We start from the raw sequence: 16,727 nt of genomic DNA, 5'->3' as shown, positions 1-16,727 counted from the left end.
CGGGGAAGCAGCCCTGGCATCGCTTTATTCCGATCCGCCCGTGACCTTGAAGCGCAAAACCACGGGACCGGTATTTATAGGCGCGAAGTTTGCCATAAACGCTGGCTTTTGGCCCATGTTCCCTTTTACCAGACAAGAATCCACAGGGAATAGGTGGTGGTCTGTTCAACCCTCCACCAACCCCCACTGCTTACCCAGGCGCTTGTCGGAAATCGGCACCTTGGTCCCCAGCTGCTGGGCGAACAGCGACACGCGGAATTCCTCCAGCCACCAACGGTAGAGCTCCAGTTGCGGGTCGCGCTTGCCTTCCTGGGCGTGTTTGCTGGCGCGGGCCTGGTATTGAGCCCAGAGATTGGAGAGCTCGCCGCTCCAGACCCGGTCCTTCTGGACCTGGCTGCCCAGCTTCTCGAAACGTTGCTCGATTGCCTTGAGATAGCGCGGCAGTTCCTTGAGCCATTGATGCGGGGTTTCCCGCACGAAGCCTGGGTACACCAGGTGGCCGAGCTGTTGCTTGATGTCGTTCAGCGCCACGGCCTGGGCCAGGTCGATCTTGCCCTTGAAGCGTTTTTGCAGGCCGTGCCAGAGCTTGAGGATGTCCAGGGTCAGCTTCGCCAGGCGTTCGGCGTGCTCGGTCCAGCCGCCGCGCTTGCGTTCGGCCAGGGCCGCCAGCGCGGCACCGTCACGGGGCAGGCTCGGCTCGCCTTCGAGGATGCAGCTGTCGAGGCTCGCCAGCAGGATGTCTTCCACCAGAGCGTCGACGCGCCCCAATTCACGATAGAGCAGGCCCAACTCCGTCAATCCCGGCAGCTTGCCACGGAGGAATTTCGCCGTTTCGGCCAATTGCTGCATGAGCAAACGCTGCAAGGCACGACGGTGCTGGAACTCGGCTTCGGCCGGGGTCGGAAAGCGCCCTTCCTTGACCACGCCGCCCTCTTCCACCAACGCCGGGTACACCGTCATCGACAACCCGGCGATCTTCTGCTGGGTTTTCTCGGCCACCGGTGCGAAGACTTTCGCCTCCACCGGTTCCTGGCTCTTGGCTGTTTGCGGCACGGCCAAGGCGGCCTGGCTGGCCTCGGCAAAACGCGCCGTCAGCTCGGCCAGGTCGCGGCCTTCACCGAGGAACTTGCCCTGGCCATCGACGATTTCCAGGTTCATGCGCAAATGGCTTTCTACCTGCTGCGCCGCTTCCGCCCAGGCGTCATCGCTGACCCGCGCACCGGTCATGCGCAGCAATTCGCGCCCCAGGGATTGCGGCAACGAACCTTCGGCAAACGTGATGCGTTGCAACGCGGCCTTGACGAAGTCCGGCACCGGCACGAAGTTCTTGCGCAAGGCCTTGGGCAGGTTGCGCACCAACGCGATGCACTTGGCTTCGATCATCCCCGGCACCAGCCATTCCAGGCGCTCAGGTGGCAGCATCGGCAGCAGCGGCGCCGGTACACGCAACGTGACGCCGTCGCGGGGATGGTTGGGCTCGAAGTGATAGCTTAACGGCAACGTCAAGTCGCCGACGCGCAAGGTGTCGGGGTACTGGTTGGCCGTCACCTCGCTGGCCTCCCGGGCCAGCACGTCTTCTTCGCGCATGATCAACAGCTGCGGATCTTTCTGGCTGTTGATCCGATACCAGCTGTCAAACGTCGCGGTCTGATGAATTTCGGCAGGCAGGCGCGCGTCGTAGAAGGCGAACAGCGTTTCCTCGTCCGCGAGGATGTCGCGGCGACGGGCCTTGGCTTCGAGCTCGTCGAGTTGTTCAAGCAACCGCGTATTGGCGCTCAGGCACTTGGCCTTGGACTGGATCTCGCCACGCACCAGCGCCTCGTGGATGAACAATTCACGGGACACCACCGGGTCCACCGGCCCGTAGTGAACGGGCCGACGACCAACGACGATCAGCCCGAACAAGGTGATCTGCTCATAAGCCACCACTTGCCCGCGCTTCTTCTCCCAATGGGGCTCGAAGTGGTTTTTCTTGATCAGGTGCCCCGCCAGCGGTTCGATCCAGTCCGGCTCGATCTTCGCCACCATGCGCGCGTACAACTTGGTGGTTTCCACCAGTTCGGCGGTCATCAGCCACTGCGGACGCTTCTTGCCCAGGCCTGACGATGGATGGACCCAGAAGCGCCGCTGGCGAGCGCCGAGGTAATCGCCGTCTTCGGTTTTCTGGCCGATCTGGCTCAACAGCCCCGAGAGCACCGCCTTGTGCAGTTTCGGGTAATCGGCCGGCTCTTTGTTGAGGCTCAACTGCATGTCGCGGCAGATCAGGCTCAACTGGCGGTGGGAATCACGCCATTCGCGCAGGCGCAGGTAGTTGAGGAAGTTCTTGCGGCACCAGTTGCGCAGCGGGTTGGCGGTCAGGGCCTGGCGCTGTTCTTCGAAACCTCGCCACAGATTGACCAGCCCGGCGAAGTCCGAATCCACGTCCTTCCATTGGGCGTGAGCCTGGTCGGCGGCCTGTTGGCGCTCGGGCGGACGCTCGCGCGGATCCTGGATCGACATGGCGCTGGCGACAATCAGCACTTCCTGCAGGCTGCCCAGCTTCGCTGCTTCCAACAGCATGCGGCCCATGCGCGGATCCACCGGCAAACGCGCCAATTGCCGACCCAACGGCGTCAATTGGCTGTTTCGATCCACCGCCGACAATTCTTGCAGCAGGTTGAATCCGTCGCTGATGGCCTTGCCGTCCGGCGGCTCGATGAACGGGAAATCGGTGATCTCGCCGAGACGCAGGTGCAGCATCTGCAGGATCACCGCCGCCAGGTTGGTGCGCAGGATTTCCGGATCGGTGAATTCAGGGCGACTGATGAAATCCTCTTCGCTGTACAACCGCACGCAGATCCCCGGCTCGACCCGCCCGCAACGGCCTTTGCGCTGGTTGGCGCTGGCCTGGGATATGGCTTCGATGGGCAGGCGCTGGACCTTCGCGCGATAGCTGTAGCGGCTGATGCGCGCGGTGCCGCTGTCGATTACGTAGCGGATACCCGGCACGGTCAATGAGGTTTCGGCGACGTTGGTGGCCAGCACCACGCGACGGCCCGGGTGGGACTGGAAGATCCGTTGTTGTTCGGCCGGCGACAAGCGCGCGTACAGCGGCAGGATCTCGGTGTGCTTGAGTTGGGCCTTGCGCAGCATTTCCGCGGCGTCGCGAATCTCCCGCTCGCCCGGCAGGAACACCAGCACGTCGCCGGGGCTGCGCCGTTCGCTGCGCTCGTAGGCAGCGATTTCGTCGAGGGTGGCGAGAATCGCCTGGTCGACGGTCAAGTCATCCTCGACCCGGTTACCCTCCTCGTCTTGCTCAAGGGTCAGCGGGCGATACCAGGTTTCCACCGGGAAGGTGCGGCCCGAGACTTCGACGATGGGAGCGTCATCGAAGTGCTTGGAGAAACGCTCCAGGTCGATGGTCGCCGACGTAATGATGACTTTCAGATCGGGGCGACGCGGCAACAGGGTCTTGAGGTAGCCCAGCAGGAAGTCGATATTCAGGCTGCGCTCGTGGGCTTCGTCGACGATGATCGTGTCGTAGCGTTCGAGGTAGCGGTCGTTCTGGGTTTCCGCCAGCAGGATGCCATCGGTCATCAACTTGATGAGCGTGTTGGCGTCGCTCTGGTCCTCGAAACGCACCTGATAACCCACCAGCGCCCCCAGGGGGGTCGCCAGCTCTTCGGCGACACGGCTCGCCACGCTGCGGGCGGCGATGCGGCGTGGCTGGGTGTGGCCGATCAAACCCTGCTGGCCACGGCCGATCTCCAGGCAGATCTTCGGCAACTGGGTGGTTTTGCCCGAGCCGGTTTCGCCGGCGATGATCAGCACCTGATGCTTGAGCAGCGCCTCCTTGATCTCGTCGCGCTTGGCGGCGATCGGCAAGTTGTCGTCGTAGCGAATCGACGGCACGCTCGCCTTGCGCGCCAGCACCAGGTCGCACGACGCTTGCATCCGCGCTACCCACTGGGCCAGCTTGGCCTCGTCGGGCTTCTTGCGCAGCTCGAGCAACTGCCGCCGCAACCGGTGCCGGTCGGCGAGCATGGCGTGATCGAGGTTTTTCAGCAGTTTGTCGATAGCGGGGGTTTGGTCAGTCATCAGGTACGGAGGGTTCGTCGGTTTGAGCGAGGGGGCGATTGTCGCAGATTTGCGGCTATTGCGCCGAACACCAGAAGTGGCCTCACCACCGTCCCCTTGTGGAACGAGCTTGCTCGCGATAGCGGTGGATCAGCAATCGTTGATGTTAACTGGCACACCGTCATCGCGAGCAAGCTCGCTCCCACAGGTGGCTTTTGCTTGCCTGCTGGTTATTCGCTGTCCAGGTCTTTACGCCGATACGGGAACACATCAATCACCTTTCCCGCCCGGATCGCGTCCTGCAGGCCTTTCCAGTAGTCAGCGTTGTACAACTCGCCGTGCAACTGGTCGAACAGCTTGCGCTGCCCGGCGTCGGCGAACAGGAACGGCGGGAACTCTTCAGGGAAAACGTCCAGCGGGCCGATGGAATACCAGGGCTCGGACGCCATCTCATCTTCCGGCGTACGCGGCTGGGGGATATGGCGGAAGTTGGCCTCGGTGAGAAAGCAGATCTCATCGTAGTCGTAGAACACCACGCGGCCATGGCGGGTTACGCCGAAGTTCTTGAGCAGCATGTCGCCGGGGAAGATATTGGCGGCCGCCAGTTGCTTGATCGCCAGGCCATAATCTTCCAGCGCCTCGCGCACCTGAGCTTCGTTGGCGTTTTCCAGGTAGAGGTTCAGAGGCGTCATCCGGCGTTCGGTCCAGCAGTGGCGGATCAACACCGTGTCGCCCTCCACCGACACCGTGGACGGCGCCACATCCAGCAGTTCTTCCAGGCAGGCCGGCTCGAATTTGCTCAGGGGGAAGCGGAAGTCGGCGAACTCCTGGGTGTCGGCCATGCGCCCGACCCGGTCAACGCTTTTCACCAATCGGTATTTCTCGATGACCGTGGCCCGGTCGACGTTCTTCGACGGCGAGAAACGGTCCTTGATGATCTTGAACACGGTGTTGAAGCCCGGCAGGGTGAACACGCTCATGACCATGCCGCGCACGCCAGGCGCCATGATGAACTGGTCATCGGTGTTCGCCAGATGGTTGATCAGCGCCCGGTAGAACTCCGACTTGCCGTGCTTGTAGAAACCAATCGAAGTGTACAGCTCGGCAATGTGCTTGCCCGGCAGGATGCGCTTGAGAAAGCCAATGAATTCCGCCGGCACCGGCACGTCCACCATGAAATACGAACGGGTGAACGAGAAGATGATCGACACCTGCGCCTCGTCGGTGATCAGCGCGTCGATCTGGATACCCCGGCCTTCGCGGTGCAGCAACGGGATCACCAGGGGCCACTGATCGTCACGGGTGTAGATGCGGCCCACCAGGTAGGCACCCTTGTTGCGATAGAGCACCGAGGAAAACAGTTCGACCGTCAGTTCCGGGTCCTTGCAGACCCAATCCGGCAGGTTTTCGCGTAGCTGGCTTTCGAGACGTCGCAGGTCGCCGGGCAGGTCGGCGTACTCTTCACTGAAGCGATAATCGGCGAAGATCGCCGCGAGCATTTTGTCCAGTTGCCCTTCGGGTTTATAGGTGCGGGTCTGTGCCGCGCGAGCACGACGCAGGCTCGGCCGGGTCGTGTGGATGAACATGGTGCCGTCGCTGATCAGATCATGGCTGAACAGGCCGCAGAAGATCGAGTTGTACCAGGTCTCCGACAATTCATCGTCGAAGCGCAGGTCGATCAGGCTGATATAGGCGCTCTTCACCAATGGCCAGCAACCGACGTCCATCAAGGCCTCGGCGCTAAAGGCCTGGCGCAACCGGGCGACGGTTTCGAAGACTTTTTCTTCATACAGATTGATGCGCGCCGCTGAGGCCGCCTGCGCCTCCAACCATTGCGCCTGCTCGAACCGGGCGCGAGCGCCGTCGGTGATCTGCCGGAAATGCTCACGATAATCGTCGAAACCGTCGAGGATCGAACGGGCGATATCGGTCGCGGGCCATGGCTGCGGCATAGGGTAAACCTCGGCGGGTCATGCTTGTTATTGGCGACTGAGCTTAGAGGCCAATCCCTGGGCAACGCAACCATTGCCATCGGTGTTTAGCGGGGTGACACTTGCGACCCGATCAAGGAAGGATGCACCCGTGAACCTCGTCGATATCCTGCGCTTGCTGTCACTGGCCGCCATCTGGGGCGCGAGCTTCTTGTTCATGCGCATTATCGCTCCGGTCATCGGCACGATTCCCACGGCTTTCTTTCGCGTCTCCATTGCCTTCGTCGGCCTGCTGGTCATTCTTGCGCTGATGCGTGTCGACTGGAATTTTCGCGGCAAGCTAAAAGCCGTGATGGTTTTGGGCTTGATCAATTCCGGCATTCCCGCAACGTTCTACTCCCTGGCGGCCCAAGTGTTGCCGGCGGGCTACTCGGCGATCTTCAACGCGACGACGCCGCTGATGGGCGTGCTGATCGGTGGATTGTTTTTCCGTGAGCCACTCACGGCGGCCAAGGTCAGCGGGGTTTTTCTCGGCCTGATGGGCGTCGCGATCCTCACCCGCGCAGGTCCGGTGGCGTTCGACCAGCAACTGTTGATGGGCGCCCTCGCCTGCCTGCTCGCCACGACCTGCTATGGCTTTGCCGGTTTTCTGACCCGGCGCTGGCTCGATCATCAAGGCGGGCTGGACAGCCGCTTGTCCGCCCTTGGCAGCATGTTCGGCGCCACGATCTTCCTGTTGCCGCTGTTTGGCTACAGTGTCATCACCCAACCACCGGCCAGCTGGGGCGGCTGGAGCGTATGGCTGTCGCTGCTGGGCCTGGGCCTGGTGTGTACGGCGCTGGCGTACATTCTTTATTTCCGCTTGCTCAGCTCCATTGGCCCAGTCAAATCCATGACAACGACCTTTCTGATCCCGCCGTTCGGCGTGCTGTGGGGCGCATTGCTGCTGGATGAGCCACTGGGCATGGCCCATGTGTATGGCGGGGTGTTGATTGCGGCGGCGTTGTGGTTGGTGTTGAAGCCTGGGGTGGTCAAGCCGGTTGGAGCGTCTGCCCGGTAATTCATCGGTGTAGCGGAGTAGGCCATCGCGAGCAGCCCGCTCCCACAGGGTTATGCGCAGCCTTTTGTGGGAGCGAGCTTGCTCGCGATAGCGGTGGAACTGCCAGCGATCAGCTAGCGACTTTTACGAAACACAAACACCAAACCCACGATGATCAACCCCATCCCCAGCAAGCTCAACAACGCCAACCGGTTGCCGAACACCAGGTAGTCCATGATCGCCGTCACCGCCGGCACCAGGTAGAACAGGCTGGTGACGTTGACCAGGTTGCCCCGGGCAATCAGCCGGTACAGCAGCAACGTCGCCAACACCGACACCACCAGCCCCATCCACAACACCGGCACGATGAAACCCGCGCTGCGCTCGAAGTGGAAGGGTTGGAACGGCACGAACACCGAGCACAACACCAGCCCGGCCAGGTACTGCACCGGCAGCGTGCCCAGTGGGTTGTCGGTGATGCGCTTCTGCATGATGGAGCCCGCCGTCATGCTCACCAGCGCCAGCAACCCGCACAGCATGCCCGCCAGGGACATACCGGCCAGGCCAATGCCTTGGTAAACCACCATCACCAACCCCACCAGCCCCAGCGCCAGGCCGAACATGCGCTGCCATGAACGCTGACGCTCCATGAGCACCACGGTAAGGATCGGCTGCACGCCCATGAGCGTCGCCATTACTCCAGGGGTGACGTTCAGTTGCAGCGCCAGCAGATAGAAGATCTGATAGGCGCCCAACAGCACCAGTCCCGTCGCCGCCGCGTACAGCATCGGCTTGCCGGTGCCGGGCAGCTTGAACTTCAACATGGGAATCAACAGCACCAATGCGCACAACGCGATGGCGAAGCGGATCAGCAGGAAGGCGAAAGGTGACGCGTGGGCCAGGCCCAATTTGGAGAAGATCGCCCCGCTGCTCCACAACAGAACGAACAGGCTCGTCGAAGCCGTCGCCAATAAGGCGTTTTTGGAAAAGGAAAACATGAAAACCACCTGTAGTCAGGCAAAAAGCCAACTCAGCCGAAGCTGAAATCCAGTCGTTTTTTCAGGCGGGCGCAGGGAACGGCAACCGTTGCCGATCAGCCCTGAACGCCAACACCCGGCGGTGATACGCAGGCGTATACCGGTGAGCGACTGACAGGTGGAGGGTATTGACCGATCTGCTCAGGCGACCTTTTCCCGCACGGCACGACGCCAGCGTTGAACGCTGGGACCACGACCGCGGTGACTGGGAATGAAGGCATGAGCCGATCTCTTGGAGGGTGGGTTCGAAAACCGAGCGCTGACTATAACCAGCGCTCGACATGTAACGCAATGTTTAAACAAACAACCAGTAGCCGAGCGCCGTCAGCACAGCCACGGCCAGCACCGGACGCATCACCCGATACGCCTTGGGGTGCTTGCGCTTGAATTGCTTGACCCTACCGCTGATGCCGTCACTGAACGACTTGCTCCAGGCGTAGGCCCGGTTGATACCGCCGACGCGTTCGTCGTCGAGGTTCTGCGGCGCGGTAGCGCGGCCAAGGAATGCACTGATAGCGCGATTGAGACGAGTCATCAGCGGGTTTTTAAGTGGACGCTCGACATCGCAGAACAGGATAACGCGGGTCTGCGGCGTTTCGTTCTTGACCCAGTGCACGTAGGTTTCGTCGAACATGACGTCTTCACCGTCGCGCCAGGCGTAGATTTGTCCGTCTACGAAGATCCGGCAATCATCGGAGTTGGGCGTGGACAACCCGAGGTGATAGCGCAGGGACCCAGCGAACGGATCGCGATGGGGGTTCAGGTGACTGTCGCCCGGCAGCAGGGCAAACATCGCGCCCCGAACGTTGGGAATTCGATTGACCAGCTCAACGGTCCTTGGGCAGAGCTGCTTCGCCGAGGGCAGCGGCTTGTCATACCACTTGAGATAGAAGCGCTTCCAGCCCTTCTTGAAGAAAGAGCCGAAGCCGGCATCGTTGTTCTTCTCGGCGGCGCGAATATAACCCTCGTCGAACAGGCGCATGGCTTCGTCGCGGATCACTTGCCAGTTCTCCTTGAGCACATCAAGCTCTGGGAACTGGCTGCGATCCAGATAAGGTTTGGACGGCACGCTGGAGAACAAGTACATCAGGGCGTTATAGGGCGCGAAGAATGCCGAGTGGTTGACGAACTGGCGCAGGACAGGCAAACGCGCCTTGCCACGTAAATGCACGTAAAGCGTGCTGCCCAAAAACAGCAGCAATACCGAAGCCTTCGCGACAAACGAAACGGTCATTTCTTTTTCAACTCCTTGTTTAAATGCAACTTGCGCTACGCCATCTGCCCGACGCGGCGGCCGGCCATGTTAAATATCCCTGTCCAGGTTAAACATCGCCGGAGGCGACATTCACTGTTGAGAGGAATGCAACAAAGCCCTTGTTACCATGCGTCGCCTGAACCTTGGCTGACGCACTCTCAAACGTGACTCCTTTTCGTGGCGAGGGAGCTTGCTCCCGCTCGACTGCGCAGCAGTCGCCTCCAATCGCAAGGATCGCCGGGGCGCGCTTCGCACGCCAGCGGGAGCAAGCTCCCTCGCCACATGGATCAAGTTTCCCCTCCACAGAAAGCTATTTCGCCATTGCACAGAGGTTTACTGCTGGGTCTCCTGCTCGGTAAACAAGTCACTGAACAACATGCTCGACAGGTATCGTTCGCCCGAATCCGGCAGGATTACCACGATGGTCTTGCCCTGCATTTCCGGCTTTTCCGCCAGGCGTGCCGCCACGGCCATCGCCGCGCCGCAAGAGATGCCGCAGAGAATTCCCTCTTCCTGCATCAAGCGCAGGGCCATGGCCTTGGACTCGTCATCGGTCACCCGCTCCACCTGATCGACGATCGACAGATCGAGGTTCTTCGGCACGAAACCCGCGCCGATACCCTGGATCTTGTGGGGGCTGGGCTTGATTTCCTGCCCCGCCATCACCTGGGTGATCACCGGGGAAGCCTCGGGCTCTACCGCCACCGACAGGATCGGTTTGCCGCACGTATTCTTGATATACCGCGAGACACCGGTAATGGTTCCGCCCGTCCCGACGCCCGCGACCAGAACGTCCACCGCGCCATCGGTGTCGTTCCAGATTTCCGGGCCGGTGGTTTTCTCGTGGATCGCCGGGTTGGCCGGATTTTCGAACTGCTGCGGCATGAAGTATTTCGAGGGGTCGCTGGCCATGATCTCGGCGGCTTTCTCGATGGCACCTTTCATGCCCTTGGCCGGCTCGGTGAGCACCAGTTCCGCCCCCAGGGCCTTGAGCACCTTGCGCCGCTCGATGCTCATGGACGCCGGCATGGTCAGCATCAATTTATAGCCACGGGCGGCGGCCACGAATGCCAGGCCAATGCCGGTGTTGCCCGAAGTCGGTTCGACGATGGTCATGCCAGGCTTGAGTTTGCCGGAGCTTTCAGCGTCCCAGATCATGTTCGCGCCTATCCGGCACTTGACCGAATACCCCGGGTTGCGCCCTTCGATCTTGGCCAGGATGGTCACGCCGCGCGGGGCGATGCGATTGATCTGCACCAGTGGCGTATTGCCAATGGAATGGGCGTTGTCAGCGTATATACGACTCATGACCGGGTCCTTAAATGCAGAGGGAATTTAGCGCTTAAAGGTAAGCCTGTTGCCCAAAGGCGTCCAGTTGCACCGAACGTTCCCGTTGTTACAAGAGTCAATGGCTTTAACAACGGAGACTACTGTCATGAAGCGTCGATACAGCTGGCCACTGTGGGCCTTCGTCGCCATCGTTGCGCTGTTGGTGGCCCTGCATTTCGCATTGCCTTACCTGGTGCGCAACTACCTCAACGACAAACTGGCGGACATGGGTGATTACCGCGGCCAGGTCGTCGATGTCGACCTGGCCCTCTGGCGTGGAGCCTACCGGATCAATGGCTTGAAGATCGTCAAGGTCGACGGCAAGGTGCCGGTGCCATTCGTCGATGCTCCGGTGGTCGACCTGTCCGTGAGCTGGCACTCGCTGTGGTATGACCATGCGGTGGTGGCCGAAGTGGAATTTGCCCGTCCCGAAGTCAACTTCGTCGACGGCGGGGCCGACCGGCAGAACTCCCAGACCGGCCAGGGCACCAACTGGCGCGAGCAGTTGAGCAAACTGCTGCCTATCACCTTCAACGAAGTGCGCCTGCGGGATGGCAAGGTCACCTTTCGCAATTTCAACTCCAAGCCACCTGTCAACCTGCGGGCCACAGAGGTCAACGCCAGCTTCTATAACCTGACCAACGTGGTCGACACCGAAGGCAAGCGCGACGCCCGGTTCGAGGGCAAGGCCCTGGTGGCCGAACACGCGCCCCTGGAGGTGCAAGCGACCTTCGATCCCTTGAGCAATTTCGAGGACTTCGACTTCCGTCTGCGGGCCAGAAACATCGAGTTGAAACGCCTGAACGACTTTGCCGCGGCCTATGGGAAATTCGACTTCAATGCCGGTCACGGCGATCTGGTGGTCGAAGCCGAAGCTGACAATGCTCGGCTCAGCGGCTACATCAAGCCGCTGCTTCGCGACGTCGACGTGTTCGATTGGCAGCAGGACGTGGAGAACGAGAAAAAGAACATCTTCCGCTCGGTCTGGGAAGCCTTGGTCGGCACGGGCGAAACGGCCCTGAAAAATCAGAGCAAGAACCAGTTCGCCACGCGGGTGGAGCTGAGTGGCAACGTGCATCAGCAGAACATCAGTGCCTTCGAAGCCTTCCTGCAGATCCTGCGCAACGGTTTCGTACAGGCCTTCAATGCCCGGTACGAGCAACCGCCGCCTTCCAAAGATTAGATCTTGCGTTATTGGTGGCGAGGGGATACATCCCCGCCAGGGTGCGAAGCGGCCCCAAACCAGGCAACTCGGTGTGCAAGGTAAAACGGGTTCACTGCCTTAGGGCTGCTGCACAGCCCAGCGGAGCGGTGCGACGTTTCGCTTAATCCCCTAGGCCCAAGACTGAGTCAACATGTGACGCTCCATTCAGAGACTGAATACAGCGTCTGCGTTCACAGTCGGCGGGGCCTCGCGGTATAGTCGGGCACGACATTTATTTCGCGCGCCCCGCCTCGCCGGGCCGGCGACACGTTCGAGGAATTGCAGATGAAGTTCGAAGGCACCAGCGCCTACGTGGCCACCGATGACCTGAAACTGGCCGTCAACGCCGCCATCACCCTGGAGCGGCCGCTGTTGGTCAAGGGCGAACCGGGCACTGGCAAGACCATGCTCGCCGAACAACTGGCGGAGTCCTTCGGCGCGCGCCTGATCACCTGGCACATCAAGTCCACCACCAAGGCCCACCAGGGCCTGTACGAGTACGATGCGGTCAGCCGCCTGCGGGACTCGCAGTTGGGCGTGGACAAGGTCCACGACGTGCGCAATTACTTGAAGAAGGGCAAGCTCTGGGAAGCCTTCGAGTCCGAAGAACGGGTGATCCTGCTGATCGACGAGATCGACAAGGCCGACATCGAGTTCCCCAACGACCTGCTGCAAGAGCTCGACAAGATGGAGTTCTACGTCTACGAGACCGACGAAACCATCAAGGCCAAGCAGCGCCCGATCATCATCATTACCTCCAACAACGAAAAGGAACTGCCGGACGCCTTCCTGCGTCGCTGCTTCTTCCACTACATCGCATTTCCCGACCGCGCCACCCTGCAGAAAATCGTCGACGTGCATTACCCGGATATCAAGAAGGACCTGGTCAGCGAAGCGCTGGACGTGTTTTTTGATGTGCGCAAAGTCCCGGGCCTGAAGAAAAAGCCTTCCACCTCCGAGTTGGTGGATTGGCTCAAGCTGCTGATGGCCGACAACATTGGCGAAGCGGTGCTGCGCGAGCGTGATCCGACCAAGGCCATTCCGCCGCTGGCCGGCGCCTTGGTCAAGAACGAACAGGACGTGCAATTGCTTGAGCGCCTGGCGTTCATGAGCCGTCGCGGCACTCGCTGATCCTCTTCGTCCAACAAGAGCGAGGGCGATTGCCATGCTGCTTAACCTGTTCAATGAGATGCGCGCCGCCAAGGTGCCCGTGTCGGTGCGAGAACTGCTGGACCTGATCAACGCGCTGAAACAGCGGGTGATTTTTGCCGACATGGATGAGTTCTATTACCTGTCCCGGGCCATCCTGGTGAAGGACGAGCGGCATTTCGACAAGTTCGACCGGGCGTTCGCCGCGTACTTCAATGGCCTGGAGAAACTCGACGATCACCTCCAGGCGCTGATTCCCGAAGACTGGCTGCGCAAGGAATTCGAACGCTCGTTGACCGACGAGGAACGGGCGCAGATCCAATCCCTGGGCGGCCTGGACAAGCTGATTGAAGAATTCAAGAAGCGCCTGGAAGAACAAAAGGAACGCCATGCCGGCGGCAACAAGTGGATCGGCACTGGCGGCACCAGCCCGTTCGGTTCCGGCGGCTTCAACCCCGAAGGCATTCGCGTCGGCGACGCCGGCAAGCGCCAGGGCAAGGCCGTCAAGGTCTGGGACCAGCGCGAATACAAGAACCTCGACGACCAGGTCGAACTGGGCACCCGCAACATCAAGATCGCCCTGCGCCGCCTGCGCAAGTTTGCCCGTCAGGGCGCGGCGGATGAGCTGGACATCGATGGCACCATCGACCACACCGCCCGGGATGCCGGCCTGCTGAATATCCAGATGCGCCCGGAGCGACGCAACACCGTCAAGCTCCTGTTGCTGTTCGATATCGGCGGTTCGATGGACGCCCACGTGAAGATCTGCGAAGAGTTGTTCTCGGCCTGCAAGACCGAGTTCAAGCACCTGGAATACTTCTACTTCCATAACTTTGTGTATGAATCGGTATGGAAGAACAACCTGCGCCGTACCTCGGAGCGCACGTCGACTCAGGATTTGTTGCACAAGTATGGCGCCGACTACAAAGTGATCTTCATCGGCGACGCCGCCATGGCGCCCTATGAAATCACTCAGGCCGGCGGCAGCGTCGAGCACTGGAACGAAGAAGCCGGTTACGTGTGGATGCAGCGCTTCATGGAGAAGTACAAGAAACTCATCTGGATCAATCCCTACCCCAAAGACACCTGGGGTTATACCGCCTCGACCAACATCGTGCGCGAGCTGGTGGAAGACCGGATGTATCCGCTGACCTTGCGGGGGCTGGAGGAAGGGATGCGGTTTCTTTCCAAGTAAAGTTCTTTGGTGCCTTTCAGGGCCTCATCGCGAGCAGGCTCGCTCCCACAGGGGTCTTGTATACGACGAAGATCCAGTGTGGGAGCGAGCCTGCTCCGGGCGGCGATCCGACGATGCTTTTTAGCGATTTAATAGCCCCTGCAAACACTCAACCTGCTGCCGATGCGCAACTTCCTGCACCACCGGACGCAACCGCACCTGAGTTCCCGGCAGGCATTGCGCCAACCGCGCCAGGGACAGCGGCGTCAACGCACCCAGGCGTGGGTAACCGCCGATGGTTTGCCGATCATTGAGCAACACGATCGGCTGGCCGTCCGGCGGTACCTGCACGGCACCGAGGGGAATGCCCTCCGAGATCATCGCCGGCCCCTGATACTCCAGCGCAGTCCCCAGCAAACGCATGCCCATGCGGTCGGCGCGACTGTCCAGCCTCCACGGGCTGTTGAACGCATCGAACAGGCTCCGTCCGCTGAACTCGCCATTCTGCGCACCCAGGATCAGATCCAGCGGCTGCACCTGCTGGAAATCCGGAATCCGCGTATGCGGCATGGGCCGAGGCGTCGCCGAGCCTGAATAGCTCAAGCGCGCCCCACGATCCAGGGCCCGCCCTCGCCCATCCAGGCCACCGAGTTCTTCGCGCACGACGGTCGAACGGCTGCCCAGGACTTGCGGTGCATCGAACCCGCCAGGCGCCGCCAGGTAGGCCCGGGCACCGAGCACGGGCTGGGTCAGCGCCAGCACCTGGCCCCTGCGCAAGCTGAAAAAGCGCCACGACGCCACGCCCTGGCCGTCTATCCGCGCACCCAGGTCCGCTCCGGCCAGGGCCAGCACACAATCCTCTTCAGCCACCACCGTGAAGCCGCCGAGGGTAACCTCCACCACCGCCGCGTCGAGATCATTGCCGAGCATCCAGTTGGCCCACGCCATCGACAACCAATCCGCCGCGCCGCCCTGGGTCACGCCCAAGTGCCTCACGCCGAAGCGGCCGGTGTCCTGCAACAGGCACAGCGGCGTGCTGGCCTCGATCAACAACCGACTCATGCCTGGGCCTCCAACGGTGTGTCGTCGCCACCCAGGGCGATGAATTCGGCGTGGTCCACGGCAGCGAAACGCACCGTGTCCCCCGGCTGCATCAGGCTGTAGCCGTCGCGCTCACGATCAAACAGCTTGGCCGGGGTGCGCCCGATCAGGTTCCAGCCGCCGGGCGACACCGCCGGATACGCTGCGGTCTGCCGTTCGGCAATGCCGACACTGCCCGCCGCGACCCGTTTGCGCGGCGTGTCGAGGCGCGGGGCGGCCAGTGCTTCGTCCACCAGCCCCATGAAGGCGAACCCCGGTGCGAAGCCCAGGGCAAATACCTGGTATTCGCGCTCGCTGTGGCGCCGGATCACCTGCTCCACCGTCAGCCCACTGCGACTCGCCAGCAGGCCCAACTCCGGCCCGACGGTAGCGTCGTACCACACCGGCAGCACGTGGCATTGACCGGCGGATCGGGCGTCCGGTGAAAGGTTATGCAATGCCTCGTCGATCAATTCGCGGGCCTGGACCGGGTTCAGGACGAGCAAATCGTAATGGACCATCAACGTGGTATAGGACGGCACCAGGTCGATCAAACGCTCGGCAAACACCGCTCGCAGGCGCTCGCTGGCGGCCAGCATCCAAGGCATGTTGGCCTCTGCGATTTCGTCGAACAGGCGCACCATCAGGCAGTCCACCGCCACCACTTCCAAGCGTGGTTTCATGGCGCGCTCTGCCGGTCCAGGGCTTCACGGATGCGTTGCACAGCGGCTACCGAACTGGCGTTGTCGCCATGTACGCACAACGTAGTGGCGTGCAGGTTCAGGGCGCTGCCATCGCTGGCCGTCAACGGATCGCCGCGAGCAATTGTCAGGGCCTGCGCGATGATGACCTCGGGGTCGTGATGCACCGCGCCCGGCGTTTGCCGCGAAACCAGGCGGCCGGCACTGTCATAAGCACGATCGGCGAAGGCTTCGAACCACAGCGTCAGGCCATACTCATCGCCCAGGGCCTGGGCGGCGCTGTTGTCCCGGGTCGCCATGAGCATCAACGGCAACCCGCGATCATAAGCGGCAACGGCCTGGATGACGGCGCGCAGTTGCGCCGGGTTGGCCATCATGTCGTTGTACATCGCCCCATGGGGCTTGACGTAGCTGACGCGCCCACCCTGGGCGCGGCAGATGCCGTCCAGCGCGCCGATCTGATAATGCAGCAAGTCCTGCAGTTCCTGGGGGCCATAAGCCATGGAACGCCGGCCGAAGCCCGCCAGGTCCTGATAGGCCGGGTGGGCGCCTATGCGCACGCCGTGGCTCAGGGCCAGGCCGACGGTCTTGCGCATGATGCTCGGGTCGCCTGCATGGAAACCGCAGGCGATGTTGGCGCAATCGATGAAGGGCATCACCTCGGCATCCAGACCCATGGTCCAACTGCCGAAACTTTCGCCTATGTCGCAATTCAATAGCAGGCGGTTCACGGTGAACGCTCCTGTAAGTTCTTTCTTTTAAGCCTGTGGGA

General features: G+C 61.4%; 12 protein-coding genes. 4 read left to right on the top strand and 8 right to left on the bottom strand.

The features are described from left to right. Positions 1–165: 165 nt before the first annotated feature. Together hrpA and aceK are read right to left on the bottom strand one after the other, a co-directional pair. Positions 166–4,077 carry an ATP-dependent RNA helicase HrpA gene (gene hrpA, locus M1D68_RS07125; protein ID WP_457969805.1) on the bottom strand — a complete coding sequence of 1,304 codons (3,912 nt, stop codon included), beginning with the start codon at positions 4,075–4,077 and terminating at the stop codon, positions 166–168. 209 nt (positions 4,078–4,286) lie between these two features. Further along, positions 4,287–6,008 (bottom strand): bifunctional isocitrate dehydrogenase kinase/phosphatase, encoded by a 1,722-nt coding sequence (aceK, locus tag M1D68_RS07120; RefSeq protein ID WP_434650242.1) that lies wholly within the window; start codon positions 6,006–6,008, stop codon positions 4,287–4,289. Between the two features lie 130 nt (positions 6,009–6,138). On the opposite strand from aceK, the gene M1D68_RS07115 reads away from it, so the two are divergent. Beyond that, entirely contained in the window at positions 6,139–7,047 is a 909-nt protein-coding gene (locus M1D68_RS07115) for a DMT family transporter (protein WP_420766669.1), read from the top strand. Between the two features lie 113 nt (positions 7,048–7,160). On the opposite strand, the gene M1D68_RS07110 is transcribed toward M1D68_RS07115, so the two are convergent. From M1D68_RS07110 to cysK, 3 genes are all read right to left on the bottom strand, one after another. Next, a complete protein-coding gene (locus M1D68_RS07110; protein ID WP_434562880.1) occupies positions 7,161–8,024 on the bottom strand; it encodes a DMT family transporter in 864 nt (287 codons plus the stop codon). A gap of 334 nt (positions 8,025–8,358) precedes the next feature. Next, positions 8,359–9,297 carry an aspartyl/asparaginyl beta-hydroxylase domain-containing protein gene (locus tag M1D68_RS07105; protein ID WP_434562878.1) on the bottom strand — a complete coding sequence of 313 codons (939 nt, stop codon included), beginning with the start codon at positions 9,295–9,297 and terminating at the stop codon, positions 8,359–8,361. A 354-nt stretch (positions 9,298–9,651) separates the two neighbouring features. Continuing rightward, positions 9,652–10,626, bottom strand: coding sequence for a cysteine synthase A (gene cysK / locus M1D68_RS07100; RefSeq protein WP_434610156.1), 975 nt, complete (start codon positions 10,624–10,626; stop codon positions 9,652–9,654). Between the two features lie 127 nt (positions 10,627–10,753). Here cysK and M1D68_RS07095 point away from each other — a divergent pair, with 127 nt between their 5' ends. From M1D68_RS07095 to M1D68_RS07085, 3 genes are all read left to right on the top strand, one after another. Next, positions 10,754–11,830: a DUF748 domain-containing protein gene (locus tag M1D68_RS07095; RefSeq protein ID WP_434610153.1), complete on the top strand. Its 1,077-nt coding sequence runs from the start codon at positions 10,754–10,756 to the stop codon at positions 11,828–11,830. A 306-nt stretch (positions 11,831–12,136) separates the two neighbouring features. Next, entirely contained in the window at positions 12,137–12,982 is an 846-nt protein-coding gene (locus M1D68_RS07090; RefSeq protein WP_053143593.1) for an AAA family ATPase, read from the top strand. 34 nt (positions 12,983–13,016) lie between these two features. Further along, positions 13,017–14,195, top strand: a complete 1,179-nt coding sequence (locus tag M1D68_RS07085; RefSeq protein WP_434675219.1) for a vWA domain-containing protein — start codon at positions 13,017–13,019, stop codon at positions 14,193–14,195. Between the two features lie 120 nt (positions 14,196–14,315). Here the strand turns inward: M1D68_RS07085 and M1D68_RS07080 are convergent, their stop codons facing one another. Genes M1D68_RS07080 through M1D68_RS07070 form a run of 3 tightly spaced genes read right to left on the bottom strand, consistent with a single transcriptional unit; the run spans position 14,316 to position 16,686 of the window. Then, positions 14,316–15,236: a 5-oxoprolinase subunit C family protein gene (locus M1D68_RS07080; protein WP_457969800.1), complete on the bottom strand. Its 921-nt coding sequence runs from the start codon at positions 15,234–15,236 to the stop codon at positions 14,316–14,318. Beyond that, complete coding sequence (pxpB, locus tag M1D68_RS07075) at positions 15,233–15,937, bottom strand: 5-oxoprolinase subunit PxpB (protein ID WP_420766676.1); 705 nt, start codon at positions 15,935–15,937, stop codon at positions 15,233–15,235. The genes M1D68_RS07080 and pxpB overlap by 4 nt, the downstream gene beginning before the upstream one ends. Then, a complete protein-coding gene (locus M1D68_RS07070; protein WP_457969798.1) occupies positions 15,934–16,686 on the bottom strand; it encodes a 5-oxoprolinase subunit PxpA in 753 nt (250 codons plus the stop codon). Before M1D68_RS07070 ends, pxpB begins: the two co-directional genes overlap by 4 nt. Positions 16,687–16,727 lie beyond the last annotated feature (41 nt).

It is taken from the genome of Pseudomonas sp. R4-84 (assembly GCF_054130985.1).
Note: the sequence above shows the minus strand (reverse complement) of the source record. Positions and strands in the feature narration are given on the sequence as shown.